Source organism: Streptomyces sp. NPDC044704 (genome assembly GCF_056433525.1).
Genome location: NZ_JBWKGY010000012.1, coordinates 23163 through 35895, shown reverse-complemented (window position 1 = coordinate 35895; position 12733 = coordinate 23163). Strand labels below are relative to the sequence as shown.

Below are 12733 nucleotides of genomic sequence, written 5' to 3'. Positions count from 1 at the left end.
GCTCAGGGGGCCACGGGCGGGTAGGACAGTCCGTGGCCCAGCGGGTAGCGGCCCGGCACCGGGACCGGGAGGCGGCCGGCCGGCCGCCGTTCCCCGGTGATCACCCGGGCCGCCGCCCGCAGCTCCACGTCCGTCCAGGAGTACGTCGCCAACTCCGCCGCGCAGGCCGGCAGCCGCGCCGCGTCGTAGGGGTTGCGGATCGCCACCAGCACCACCGGAACCCCCGTGGCGATCAGGTCCGTCACCAGCGTCCGCTGCGGACTCTCCCCCTCCGGGACGTTGTACGTGCACACCAGCACCGCCGCGTGCCCCTTGGCCGCCGCCACCGCGCGGGCCGGGGGCACCGCCGTCGCCCGGCACCCCAGGGCGGCGAGCTCCCGTGCCAGGACCGTCGTGGGGGGTCCCGTGGTACCGCTGGGGGAGACCGGGTCGGTCCCGGTCACCAGCAGCCGGGGCCCGGCGGCCGCGGCCAGCGGCAGCAGCCCCCGCGGGTTCGCCAGCAGGGTCGTGGTCGCGGCCGCGATCTCGTCGGCCGCCGCCAGGTTCGCGGCCGTGCCCACCACCTCGTCCAGCGGCGGCGGCGCCGGATCCGCCGGATCCGGGAACAGGCCCCGGCGGGCCTTCAGTTCCAGGATCCGCAGCACCGACTCCGCGATCCGCTCCCGCGACAGCTCCCCCGACTCCACCGCCGCCAGCACGCTCCGCTGGGCGAGCCCGAGGTCCGGTGCGTTCAGCAGCTGGTCGCAGCCCGCCTTGAGGGCCAGCACCGGGACCCGGTCCTCCCCGTACTTCTGCCGGACCCCGGCCATGTCGAGCGCGTCGGTGACCACCACCCCCCGGAAGCCCAGGCGTTCGCGCAGGATGCCGGTCACGATGGGCCGCGAGAGGGTCGCCGGGTCCCCCGAGGGATCCAGCGCGGGGAAGACGATGTGCGCCGTCATCACCGCGTCCACGCCCGCCTCCACCACCGCCCGGAACGGCGGCTCGTCCAGCTCCTCCCACTCGGCGCGGGAGTGCCGCATCACCGGCAGCCCGACGTGACTGTCGGTCTCGGTGTCGCCGTGGCCCGGGAAGTGCTTCGCCGTGGCCGCCACCCCCGCGCTCTGGTAGCCCCGGACCTGGGCCGCGGCCAGCTCCGCCACCACGAGCGGATCGGAACCGAAGGACCGTACGCCGATCACCGGATTGGCCGGGTTCACGTTCACGTCGGCCACCGGCGCGTAGTCCTGCCGGATCCCCAGCGCGGCCAGCTCGGCGCCCGCGATCCGCGCGGCCCGGCGGGCGTCCGCCGCGGAGCCTCCCGCGCCCAGCGCCATCGCCCCCGGGAACAGCGTCGCCGGCTTGCCGATCCGGGCCACCGCCCCGTGCTCCTGGTCCACGGAGAGCAGCAGCGGGATCCCGGCACCCGAGCCGGCCGCCGCCCGCTGGAGGCCGGCGGACAGCTCGGAGATCTGCTGCGGGGAACGGGTGTTCGCGGCCCACGCGAAGTAGATCACCCCGCCCAGGTGGTACCGCGCCACCAGTTCCGCGGCGCTGCGCACCCCGAACTGCGCCAGGTTCTTCTCGGCGTCCGCCGGATCGGGATCGGTCGCCGAGTGCCCGTACACCCGGGACACGAACAGCTGCCCGACCTGCTCGGCCAGGCTCATCCCGGCCACCAGGGTCCGCAGCCGCGCCCGGTCGGGGTGGCGGCCGGGCGGCCCCTCGGGGGAGCGGGAGTCGTCGGGGACGGCGTGGGACCCCCCGGCGGAGGCGGAGACGGCCCCGCCGGTGGTGACGGCGGCCAGGGCGGCGGCGAGCAGGGCCCGGCGGGAGGCGTGGTAGGGCACGCGCCGGACCCTACTGCCGGGCCGCGCCCCCGGCCCGGGGGACACTCGGGGGGTCCCCCGGAAGTGGGGCCGCCCGTGCGGCGCCCGGCACGTCCCGGGAGCCGCCCGACCCCGGCCGGCCTAGGGCCTGTCGTCAAACTCCCGTCGTCGCCCGGAGGGCGGCCCTGCGGCGTCTGGTGCGTGCTCTCGGTGCGCCGGGCGGAAGCCCGCGTACTGGACGTACTTGGCTTTCGCCCGGTGCGGCGAGAGCGCGTGCCAGGCGTCGCGGGGCAGACGGGAGTTTGACGACAGGCCCTAGGACTCGCCCACGGCCGGCCAGTGCTCCCGGAGGGTGCGGACCGCCTCGGTGATCGCGGGCCGGCGGGCCGCCCCCGTCCGCCACAGGGCGTACAGCCTGCGTACGGGGCCCGGCCGCAGCGGGACGGCCACCGCGCCCGGGGGCAGCGCGCCCGTACCGAGCCGGGGCACCACCGCCACCCCGAGGCCCGCCGCGACCAGGGCGACGATGGTGTGGTTCTCCTCCGCCACGTGGGCGATCTCCGGCTCCAGCCCGGCGGTGCGCAGGGTCCGTACCAGCCAGTCGTGGCACACCCGCCCCGGCGGCTGGCACACCCAGCGCAGCCCGCCGAGGTCCGTGCGCCGCACCACGTCCCGGGTGGTGAAGGGATGCCCGGCCGGGACCACCAGGTCGCAGTGGTCGTCCCCGATCACCGCGTGCTCCACGCCCTCGGGCGCGGGCAGCGGGGCGATGTCCCAGTCGTGCGCCACCGCCAGATCGGTGACGCCCCGCGCCACCAGGTCCACCGACAGGTGGGGGTCGACCTCCGTCAGGCGGACGTCCAGCGCCGGATGCCGGCGGGCCAGATCGGCCAGTACCCCCGGCATCAGCCCGCGCGCCGCCGAGGCGAAGGCGGCCACCGTCAGCAGCCCGCTCGGCTGCCCGCGCCGCTCCTCCAGCGTGGTCTCGGCCCGCTCCACGATCGACAGCAACTCCCGCGCCGTGTCCGCGAGGTGCCGGGCCTCCTCGGTGAGCGCGATCCCGCGCCCGCGCCGCTCCAGCAGCGTCGTCCGGGTCTCCCGCTCCAGTTTGGCGATCTGCTGCGAGACCGCGGACGGGGTGTAGCCGAGTGCGGCCGCCGCGCCCGCGACCGAACCGTGGACGGAGACGGCGTGCAGGGCGCGCAGCCGGGACAGGTCGAGCATGCCCCAATCGTAAGCATTGCTTCATCCATCCCGGAAGAGATCCGCGCTGGTGCTACACGGTCGGGTCGCCGATGCTCGGAGCATGCGTCCCGTACACACCGCACTCGCCGTGATCGTCGCCGCCGTCTGGGGGTTCAACTTCGTCGTCATCGAGATCGGCCTCGGCCACTTCCCGCCCCTGCTCCTGTCCGCCCTGCGCTTCCTGGTGGCGGCGCTGCCCGCCGTGTTCTTCGTCGGCCGGCCCAAGGTCGCCTGGAAGTGGATCATCGGCGTCGGCGCCACCCTCGGGATCGCCAAGTTCGGCCTGCTGTTCACGGGCATGGACGCCGGGATGCCCGCCGGACTGTCCTCCCTCGTGCTCCAGGTCCAGGCCGTCTTCACCGCCGCCCTCGCCGCCCTCCTCCTGCGCGAACGGCCCGGCCGGGTACGGCTGCTGGGCATGGCCGTGGCGCTGGCCGGGATCGCCGTCGCCGCCGTGGACCGGGGCCTGTCCGGGCCCGTCCTCGGTTTCGTGCTGGTCGTCGCGGCCGCCGCCTGCTGGGGCGTGTCCAACGTGCTCACCCGCAAGGCCGCCCCGACCGACGCCCTGAACTTCATGGTGTGGGTGTGCACCGTCCCCGTCCTGCCGCTGATCGCCCTCTCGCTGCTGCTGGAGGGGCCCGAACGGGACCTCGCCGCCCTGCGCGCCCTCGACTGGTCGGGGGCCGGCGTCATCGTCTACGTCGCCTGGGTGTCCACGGTGTTCGGCTTCGGCGCCTGGGGATACCTGCTGCGCCGCTACCCGGCCTCGTCCGTGGCGCCGTTCTCGCTGCTGGTCCCGGTGTTCGGGATGTCCTCGGCGGCCCTGGTCCTCGGCGAGGGCATCTCGGGGACCCGCTGGGCCGCCGCGGTGCTGCTCGTCGGCGGCGTGGGCCTCACCTCGCTGGCCCCCGCGCGGCGCCCGGACCGTACGGGGGTCGGTTCGGGCGTCAGCGAGGTCAGCCCTCCCGCAACGGCAGCCGCCAGTCCTGCCCGGTGAGGGTGACGCCGTACGAGCGGTGCGGGTGCTCGGAGACGAGGCTGAAGCCCGCCCGCTCGTACAGGGTGCGGGCCTCGCGCAGGACGTCGTTGGTCCACAGCACCAGCTCGCGGTAGCCGACCGAACGGGCGAAGGCGACGACGGTGTCCACCAGCAGCCCGCCGATGCCGAGCCCGCGCCCGGCGGGCTCCACCAGGAGCAGCCGCAGCCGGGCGGTGCCGGGCGAGCCCTCCTCGCGCACGCACATCACCGAGCCGACCGGCCGGCCCTCGTGCTCCGCGATCCAGACCCGCTCCACGTAGGGGTCGTGGTCCTCGGCGAAGTCCGCGACGATCCGGGCCACCAGGCCCTCGAACTCCTGGTTCCAGCCGTACTCGGCCGCGTAGAGCGCGCCGTGCCGCTGCACGATCCAGCCCAGTTCCCCGGGCTCCGGATCCCTGAGCCGTACTTGTGCGCCGGAGGTCTCCATGGCGCCCGAGGATAGCGCGGGGGCCGGGCGGGCGGACGGCCCGCGACGCGGCGGCGCCCGGCCCCGCGAGGCCGGGCACCACTGCTCCGCACGGGTTACTTCTTGCCGCCGCCCAGGATCTGGCCCAGCAGGTCGCCGAGGCCGCCGCCCTCGGCGGGGGCTCCCGCGGGCGCCGCACCAGGGGCCGGGGCGCCGCCGGCCGGAGCACCGCCGGCCGTCGCCGGGCCCGCTCCCTTGCCGGCGGTCGCGCGCTTGGCGAGGACGGCCAGCAGGACCGGGATCAGCATTTCGATGACCCGGCTGATGGTGGGCGCGGGGATGCCGGTCTTCTTCGACACGGCGTTGGCCACGGGCTTGCTCACCTTGGCGAGCACCCCGGCCATCATGCCGCCGCTCAGCAGCCCGCCCAGCCCGCCGCCGAGCGTGGACACGCCCTGGAGCGGAGGTTCGGCCACCTCCGCGAAGGCCTGGCGCACCTCCACCCCGTCGTCGTCGTCCGCCGCTGCCTTCTGCCGGAGGTCGCCCGTCATGGCGCCGACGGTCTCGGCGACGGTCTCGCGCGCGCCGCCGACGTCGGTGCCGAGCAGCCCGGCGATCTCCGTCAGCTTGTCGTCGCCGAGCTCGACCAGCACGTCGTCCTGGAATGAAGATTCGCTCATGCCGGAAACGCTACTTGCGTGCCGATTTGGTGGCACCTCGGAGCAGTCGGGGGAGGGCGGGAAGTAACAGAAAGGTAAAGCTCCGCTTCCGGGTGCAACCCTCCGCGCGGATGGCGGGTCGTACGGTACGTCGGCACTTCCGGGAGGGGATCTGGGGGGATCGGGAAGTCCGACGAGGGAGGGGTAACCGTGAGGGGGTCCGGCCGCGAGGCCGGACCCCCTTCCGTTTCCCCCCGCGCCGGCTCGTCCACACCCCCCGGCGGGCTGTCGGCGCCGGACGGTAGCTTCGTGCCATGACAACCAATGCGGCGGTGCAGTTGGCGGTGCTGGAGGGGGTGTTGGAGCGCATCACCTACGCCAACGAGGAGAGCGGGTACACGGTCGCCCGGGTGGACACCGGCCGCGGCTCCGGAGACCTGCTGACCGTCGTCGGCTCCCTCCTCGGGGCGCAGCCCGGCGAATCCCTGCGCATGGAGGGCCGCTGGGGCTCGCACCCCCAGTACGGCAAGCAGTTCACCGTCGAGAACTACACGACGGTCCTGCCCGCCACCATCCAGGGCATCCGCCGCTACCTCGGGTCCGGCCTCATCAAGGGCATCGGCCCGAAGATCGCCGACCGGATCGTGGAGCACTTCGGCACCGACACCCTCGACGTCATCGAGGAGGAGCCCAAGCGCCTGATCGAGGTACCCGGCCTCGGCCCGAAGCGGACGAAGCTGATCGGCGCCGCCTGGGAGGAGCAGAAGGCCATCAAGGAGGTCATGGTCTTCCTCCAGGGAGTCGGGGTCTCCACCTCCATCGCCGTCCGCATCTACAAGAAGTACGGCGACGCCTCCATCTCCGTCGTGAGGAACCAGCCCTACCGGCTCGCCGCCGACGTGTGGGGCATCGGCTTCCTCACCGCCGACCGCATCGCCCAGGCCGTCGGCATCCCGCACGACAGCCCCGAACGGGTCAAGGCCGGACTCCAGTACGCCCTGTCCCAGTCCACCGACCAGGGCCACTGCTTCCTGCCCGAGGAACGCCTCATCGCCGACGGCGTCAAGCTCCTCCAGGTCGACACCGGCCTGGTCATCGAGTGCCTCGCCGAACTGGCCGCCGATCCCGAAGGGGTCGTACGGGAGGCCGTGCCCGACCCGCAGGGCGGGCCGCCGCTGACCGCGGTGTACCTGGTCCCCTTCCACCGGGCCGAACTCTCCCTGGTCGGCCAGCTCCGCCGGCTCCTGAACGCCGAGGACGACCGGATGCCGGCCTTCCAGGACGTGGACTGGGAGAAGGCCCTCGGCTGGCTGGCCGGCCGCACGGGGGCGGCCCTCGCCCCCGAACAACGGGACGCGGTCCGCCTCGCCCTCACCCGCCGGGTCGCCGTCCTCACCGGCGGGCCCGGCTGCGGCAAGTCCTTCACGGTGCGCTCCATCGTCGAGCTGGCCCGGGCCAAGAAGGCCAAGGTGGTGCTCGCCGCCCCCACCGGCCGGGCGGCGAAGCGGCTGTCCGAGCTCACCGGGGCCGAGGCCTCCACCGTGCACCGGCTGCTGGAGCTGAAGCCCGGGGGTGACGCCGCCTACGACCGGGACCGGCCCTTGGAAGCCGATCTCGTCGTGGTCGACGAAGCCTCGATGCTCGATCTCCTGCTGGCCAACAAACTGGTCAAGGCCGTGGCCCCGGGTGCGCACCTGCTGCTGGTCGGCGACGTGGACCAGCTCCCCTCGGTCGGCGCCGGCGAGGTGCTGCGGGACCTGCTGGCCGAGGGCGGACCGGTGCCGGCCGTCCGGCTGACCCGGATCTTCCGGCAGGCCCAGCAGTCCGGGGTGGTCACCAACGCGCACCGCATCAACACGGGGGTGCCGCCCCTCACGGACGGCCTCCCGGACTTCTTCCTCTTCCCGGAGGAGGACACCGAGGCGGCCGGAATCCTCACGGTGGACGTGGCCGCCCGTCGAATTCCGGCCAGATTCGGGCTGGACCCGCGCCGGGACATCCAGGTCCTCGCCCCCATGCACCGCGGCCCCGCCGGAGCCGGGAACCTCAACGGCCTGCTCCAGCAGGCCATCACCCCGGCCCGGCCGAACCTGCCCGAGAAGCGGTTCGGCGGCCGGGTCTTCCGGGTGGGCGACAAGGTGACCCAGATCCGGAACAACTACGAGAAGGGCGCCAACGGCGTCTTCAACGGCACCGTCGGCGTGGTCACCGGGCTCGACCTGGACGAACAGCGCCTGACGGTGCGCACGGAAGAGGACGAGGAGGTCGTATACGAGTTCGCCGAACTCGACGAGCTCGCCCACGCCTACGCCGTCACCATCCACCGTTCCCAGGGGAGTGAATATCCGGCCGTCGTGATCCCCGTCACCACCGGGGCCTGGATGATGCTCCAGCGCAACCTGCTCTACACGGCGGTGACCAGGGCGAAGAAACTGGTCGTCCTGGTCGGGTCCCGCAAGGCCCTCGCCCAGGCGGTGCGTACCGTTTCCGCAGGCAGGAGGTACACGGCGGTGGCATCCAGACTGTCCGGCCGGATACCGGTGGGAAACATCACCTAAATGATCGATCATTTGGGGTTCCCCGACCGGTGTGGAGGGGGCAGGATGAGCAGCTTGGCGGCACTCAGTGCCGTCAAAAGCACCAAAGGCCGACCCCGAGTGCACTCTCCTGCGCCAAATGGGGGAAGGTAGAGGCAGTCAGGGCACCTCGAAGAAGAGGCACTACGTCGGTGAGGGATGACGTGAGCGACAACTCTGTAGTACTCCGGTACGCGGACGGTGAATACACCTACCCGGTGGTCGAGAGCACCGTCGGTGACCAGGGCTTCGACATCTCGAAGCTGAGGGCCCAGACCGGGCTCGTCACTCTGGACAGCGGCTACGGCAACACCGCGGCGTACAAGTCCGCGATTACCTACCTCGACGGTGAGCAGGGGATCCTGCGTTACCGCGGCTACCCGATCGAGCAGCTGGCCGAGCGGTCGACCTTCATCGAGGTCGCCTACCTGCTGATCAACGGGGAGCTGCCGACCGTCGACCAGCTCGCGTCGTTCCGCAACGAGATCACCCAGCACACGCTGCTGCACGAGGACGTGAAGCGCTTCTACGACGGCTTCCCGCGGGACGCGCACCCGATGGCGATGCTGTCCTCCGTGGTCAGCGCGCTGTCCACGTTCTACCAGGACAGCCACAACCCCTTCGACGAGAAGCAGCGCCACCTCTCGACGATCCGGCTGCTGGCCAAGCTCCCGACGATCGCGGCCTACGCGTACAAGAAGTCGGTCGGCCACCCGGTGGTCTACCCGCGCAACGACCTCGGCTACGTCGAGAACTTCCTGCGCATGACCTTCTCCGTACCGGCCCAGGAGTACGACCTGGACCCGGTCGTGGTCTCGGCGCTCGACAAGCTGCTGATCCTGCACGCGGACCACGAGCAGAACTGCTCGACCTCCACCGTGCGTCTGGTCGGCTCCTCGCAGGCGAACATGTTCGCCTCGATCTCCGCCGGCATCTCCGCCCTGTGGGGCCCGCTGCACGGCGGCGCCAACCAGTCCGTCCTCGAGATGCTGGAAGGCATCAAGAACGACGGCGGCGACGTCGACGCCTTCATCCGCAAGGTGAAGAACAAGGAAGACGGCGTCCGCCTCATGGGCTTCGGACACCGCGTCTACAAGAGCTTCGACCCCCGGGCGAAGATCATCAAGGCGGCGGCCCACGACGTCCTGTCGGCGCTCGGCAAGAGCGACGAGCTGCTGGACATCGCGCTCAAGCTGGAAGAGCACGCGCTGGCCGACGAGTACTTCGTCGAGCGCAACCTCTACCCGAACGTGGACTTCTACACCGGTCTCATCTACCGGGCCATGGGCTTCCCGACCGAGATGTTCACCGTGCTCTTCGCGCTCGGCCGGCTCCCCGGCTGGATCGCCCAGTGGCACGAGATGATCAAGGAGCCGGGTTCCCGCATCGGCCGCCCGCGCCAGATCTACACCGGCGAGGTCCTGCGCGACTTCGTCCCGGTCGAGGCCCGCTGACAGCGGTCCTCCGGCCGCGCGCTCTGCGAAAAGCGCCCCGCCGTCGATCCCCCCACGGGTCGACGGTCGGGGCGCTTCCCTTTCCCCGGCTGCGGACTCCCCCCACGGGACCCGCGCCGGGGCGTCGGTGTGCCGGGACCCGTTCGGGTCGGGAGGGCCGCTCAAGGCTCCCGCGGGCACGTGGCCCCGGCCGGCTGATGCCCGGACGTCCCCCAAGACCTCCGTCAAACGTCCCCCAAGACGTTTCGGCATCGCCCCATTAGACCCGCGCCGACCCCGGATGGTTACGTTGTCATCACTGTGATCTGCGTCTCCAGTGAAGGAGATGTGGAGGACCGGGGTAGGAGATCCACTAGCGGAAGGACCGCAGCCGCAGGCTGTTGGTCACCACGAAGACCGAGGAGAAGGCCATGGCCGCCCCCGCGATCATGGGGTTGAGCAGGCCCGCTGCCGCCAGCGGCAGTGCCGCCACGTTGTAGCCGAAGGCCCAGAACAGGTTGCCCTTGATGGTGGCCAGGGTCCGGCGGGAGAGCCGGATCGCGTCCGCGGCCACCCGCAGGTCACCCCGTACGAGGGTCAGGTCCGCGGCCTCGATGGCCGCGTCGGTGCCCGTGCCCATGGCCAGGCCCAGGTCCGCCCGGGCCAGCGCGGCCGCGTCGTTGACCCCGTCGCCGACCATGGCGACCGTACGGCCCTCCTCCTGGAGGCGGCGCACGACGTCCACCTTGTCCTGCGGGAGCACCTCGGCGATCACCTCGTCGATGCCTACCTCCGCCGCGACGGACTCCGCGACGGCCCGGTTGTCGCCCGTCAGCAGTACCGGGTTGAGGCCGAGGGCCCGCAGCCGGGTCACGGCCTCGGCGCTGCCGTCCTTGACCGCGTCGGTCACGGTCAGCACCCCGCGGGCCCGCCCGTCCCAGGCCACCAGCACGGCCGTGCCGCCCGCGGCCTCGGCGGCCGCCCGCGCGTCGGCGAGCGCGCCGGGCAGGGTGACCGACCGGTCGGCCAGCAGCCGTTCGCGCCCCACGAGGACGGCGTGCCCCTCGACGGTGCCCTCCACGCCGAGGCCGCCGTGGTTGCGGAAGCCCTCCGGGTCCGTCAGGCCCCCGGCGCGTTCCGCGGCGCCCGCCGCGACGGCCCGGGCGACCGGGTGCTCGGAGGCGTGCTCCAGGGAGCCCGCCAGGCGCAGCAGTTCGCGCACGTCGACGCCCTCGGCGGGGTGGACGCCGGTGAGGGTCATCCGGCCGGTGGTGACGGTTCCGGTCTTGTCCAGGACGACCGTGTCGACCCGGCGGGTGGATTCCAGCACCTCCGGGCCCTTGATCAGGATGCCGAGCTGCGCGCCCCGGCCGGTGCCGACCATCAGGGCGGTCGGCGTGGCCAGGCCCAGGGCGCAGGGGCAGGCGATGATCAGTACGGCGACGGCGGCGGTGAAGGCGGCCGTGGCGTCGTCGGTGACGAGCAGCCAGGCCACCCACGTGCCCAGCGCGAGGACCAGGACGACGGGCACGAAGACGGCGGAGATCCGGTCGGCGAGGCGCTGTACCTCGGCCTTGCCGTTCTGCGCGTCCTCGACCATCTTGGCCATCCGGGCGAGCTGGGTGTCGGCGCCGACCCGGGTGGCCTCCACGACGATGCGGCCGGAGGCGTTGACGGTGGCGCCGGTGACGGGGTCGCCGACGGAGACCTCGACGGGCACGGACTCGCCGGTCAGCATCGAGGCGTCCACGGCGGAGCCGCCCTCGACGACCGTGCCGTCGGTGGCGATCTTCTCGCCGGGGCGGACCACGAACCGGTCGCCGGCGGCGAGCGAGCCCACCGGGACCAGGACCTCCCGGCCCCCGCGCAGCACGCTGACCTCCTTGGCGCCCAGCTCCAGCAGCGCCTTCAGGGCCGCGCCCGCCTTGCGCTTGGAGCGGGCCTCCAGGTAGCGGCCGAGCAGGATGAAGGTGACGACGCCCGCCGCGACCTCCAGGTAGAGGGCGGAGGAGCCGTCGGAGCGGCTGACGGTGAAGTCGAATCCGTGCCGCATGCCGGGCATGCCCGCGTGTCCGAAGAACAGGGCCCACAGCGACCAGGCGTAGGCGGCGAGGGTGCCGACCGAGACCAGGGTGTCCATGGTGGCGGCGCCGTGCCGGGCGTTGGTCCAGGCGGCCCGGTGGAAGGGGAGGCCGCCCCAGACGACCACGGGGGAGGCGAGGGTGAGCGAGAGCCACTGCCAGTTGTCGAACTGGAGGGCCGGGACCATGGAGAGCAGGACGACGGGCAGGGCCAGGACGGCGGACACCAGCAGCCGCTCGCGCAGCGCGGCCAGTTCGGGGTCGCGTACGGCGGGCGCGGCGCCGGGCACCGGTGCTTCGGGCTCGGGCGCCGGCGGCGGGGGCTCCTCGGCGGTGTACCCGGTCTTCACGACGGTGGCGATCAGGTCGGCGACCCGTACGTCACCCGCGTACGAGACCCGGGCCTTCTCGGTGGCGTAGTTCACCGTGGCGGTGACCCCGTCCATCCGGTTCAGCTTCTTCTCGATGCGGGCCGCGCAGGAGGCGCAGGTCATCCCGCCGATCGTCAGCTCGACCTCGGCCGCGTCGGTCACCGCTATGGGCCCGTCGTGCACGGTGCTGCTGCTCATGTCCGGCTCCAGGGGGGAGGGCCGGGTCGTACGGAACCAGTATGAGCCGGCCGGTACGACCCGGCGGAGTACCGCGTCGGGATCGCTTCGGGCCTCAGGCCCGGCCGGCGAGCTCGTACCCGGCCTCGTCCACGGCGGCGCGCACGTCCTCCTCGGTGAGCGGGGCGGCGGAGATCACGGTGACCTCGCCCGTCGCGGCGACGGCCTTGACGGAGGTCACGCCCGGCAGGGCGGTGAGCTCGGCGGTCACGGCGCCCTCGCAGTGCCCGCAGGTCATGCCGGTGACCTTGTACACGGCGGTGACGGCGCCGCTCTGGACCTCGACGGTGCCGTCGTGGCAGGAGCCGGCGGGGGAGCAGCAGGATCCGCTCGACTGCGGGGTGTCCGTCTCGGAGGTCATCTCGTTCTCCTCTTTCGGGGGGTCTTTCTCGTAGATTATACCCCTAGGGGGTATTACGGCGACTGTTCGGCGGGTCGGACGGGAAGCGCGGGGCCCCAGGGCCCCGCGCCGGACGGGCGGGCGGCGGGAGTCAGTCCTCGCGGCGGCCCCGGTTGCCCGGGCGGCGGGCCACCCAGGTCCGGATGGTGTCGGCGTACCAGTAGGGCTTGCCGCCCTCCACGTGGTCGGGCTGGGGAAGCAGCCCGTGCTTGCGGTAGGAGCGGACCGTGTCCGGCTGCACCCGGATGTGGGCGGCGATCTCCTTGTACGACCACAGCTGTCGGTCGCTCATGCACGACACCTCCTTGTCCACGCCGCGGGGCCGGCCGGGAGGCCGTCGGGGGAGCCGGGGTGTGGACACAGACGATCACTCAGGTTGTGCCCGGAGAACGACGCTGGGTGAAGGCAGGGGAGCGGCTGTCGACCGCCTGTGACGTAAGACCCGCGTAATGCGGATATGTGTGACATGGAGGCGACT

General features: G+C 72.8%; 9 protein-coding genes and 1 pseudogene. 3 read left to right on the top strand and 7 right to left on the bottom strand.

Annotated features, from left to right (window positions below):
- Window positions 1–2 precede the first annotated feature (2 nt).
- Together AC07B0_RS26390 and AC07B0_RS26385 are read right to left on the bottom strand one after the other, a co-directional pair.
- Complete coding sequence (locus tag AC07B0_RS26390; RefSeq protein WP_478899052.1) at window positions 3–1829, bottom strand: glycoside hydrolase family 3 protein; 1827 nt, start codon at window positions 1827–1829, stop codon at window positions 3–5.
- 294 nt (window positions 1830–2123) lie between these two features.
- Entirely contained in the window at window positions 2124–3032 is a 909-nt protein-coding gene (locus tag AC07B0_RS26385) for a LysR family transcriptional regulator (RefSeq protein ID WP_356878173.1), read from the bottom strand.
- An 82-nt stretch (window positions 3033–3114) separates the two neighbouring features.
- Between AC07B0_RS26385 and AC07B0_RS26380 the strand changes: the two genes are divergently transcribed.
- Window positions 3115–4050 (top strand): EamA family transporter, encoded by a 936-nt coding sequence (locus tag AC07B0_RS26380; RefSeq protein WP_356878174.1) that lies wholly within the window; start codon window positions 3115–3117, stop codon window positions 4048–4050.
- Here the strand turns inward: AC07B0_RS26380 and AC07B0_RS26375 are convergent.
- Both AC07B0_RS26375 and AC07B0_RS26370 read right to left on the bottom strand, forming a co-directional pair.
- Window positions 4010–4498, bottom strand: a pseudogene (locus AC07B0_RS26375) (GNAT family N-acetyltransferase); the annotation flags it as partial. The gene AC07B0_RS26380 and the pseudogene AC07B0_RS26375 sit on opposite strands and share 41 nt — an antisense overlap.
- A gap of 116 nt (window positions 4499–4614) precedes the next feature.
- Window positions 4615–5178: a DUF937 domain-containing protein gene (locus AC07B0_RS26370; protein ID WP_356878175.1), complete on the bottom strand. Its 564-nt coding sequence runs from the start codon at window positions 5176–5178 to the stop codon at window positions 4615–4617.
- A 293-nt stretch (window positions 5179–5471) separates the two neighbouring features.
- Here AC07B0_RS26370 and recD2 point away from each other — a divergent pair, with 293 nt between their 5' ends.
- Both recD2 and AC07B0_RS26360 read left to right on the top strand, forming a co-directional pair.
- Window positions 5472–7715, top strand: coding sequence for an SF1B family DNA helicase RecD2 (gene recD2 / locus AC07B0_RS26365; RefSeq protein WP_478899051.1), 2244 nt, complete (start codon window positions 5472–5474; stop codon window positions 7713–7715).
- A 182-nt stretch (window positions 7716–7897) separates the two neighbouring features.
- On the top strand, window positions 7898–9187 hold the full coding sequence (locus AC07B0_RS26360) for a citrate synthase (protein WP_048479416.1): 1290 nt from the start codon (window positions 7898–7900) through the stop codon (window positions 9185–9187).
- Between the two features lie 352 nt (window positions 9188–9539).
- Here the strand turns inward: AC07B0_RS26360 and AC07B0_RS26355 are convergent, their stop codons facing one another.
- The 3 genes from AC07B0_RS26355 to AC07B0_RS26345 form a co-directional block, all read right to left on the bottom strand.
- Entirely contained in the window at window positions 9540–11816 is a 2277-nt protein-coding gene (locus tag AC07B0_RS26355) for a heavy metal translocating P-type ATPase (RefSeq protein WP_478899050.1), read from the bottom strand.
- Window positions 11817–11910: 94 nt separating this feature from the next.
- Window positions 11911–12216, bottom strand: coding sequence for a heavy-metal-associated domain-containing protein (locus tag AC07B0_RS26350; protein WP_356878178.1), 306 nt, complete (start codon window positions 12214–12216; stop codon window positions 11911–11913).
- Window positions 12217–12346: 130 nt separating this feature from the next.
- Window positions 12347–12547 carry a helix-turn-helix transcriptional regulator gene (locus tag AC07B0_RS26345; RefSeq protein ID WP_356878179.1) on the bottom strand — a complete coding sequence of 67 codons (201 nt, stop codon included), beginning with the start codon at window positions 12545–12547 and terminating at the stop codon, window positions 12347–12349.
- Window positions 12548–12733 lie beyond the last annotated feature (186 nt).

What these genes read in the sequence shown, in the direction of transcription:
- AC07B0_RS26370 (WP_356878175.1), bottom strand. Translation starts at nt 5,178, where the DNA reads ATGAGCGAATCTTCATTCCAGGACGACGTGCTGGTCGAGCTCGGCGAC.
- AC07B0_RS26380 (WP_356878174.1), top strand. Translation starts at nt 3,115, where the DNA reads ATGCGTCCCGTACACACCGCACTCGCCGTGATCGTCGCCGCCGTCTGG.
- AC07B0_RS26385 (WP_356878173.1), bottom strand. Translation starts at nt 3,032, where the DNA reads ATGCTCGACCTGTCCCGGCTGCGCGCCCTGCACGCCGTCTCCGTCCAC.
- AC07B0_RS26350 (WP_356878178.1), bottom strand. Translation starts at nt 12,216, where the DNA reads ATGACCTCCGAGACGGACACCCCGCAGTCGAGCGGATCCTGCTGCTCC.
- AC07B0_RS26345 (WP_356878179.1), bottom strand. Translation starts at nt 12,547, where the DNA reads ATGAGCGACCGACAGCTGTGGTCGTACAAGGAGATCGCCGCCCACATC.
- recD2 (WP_478899051.1), top strand. Translation starts at nt 5,472, where the DNA reads ATGACAACCAATGCGGCGGTGCAGTTGGCGGTGCTGGAGGGGGTGTTG.
- AC07B0_RS26355 (WP_478899050.1), bottom strand. Translation starts at nt 11,816, where the DNA reads ATGAGCAGCAGCACCGTGCACGACGGGCCCATAGCGGTGACCGACGCG.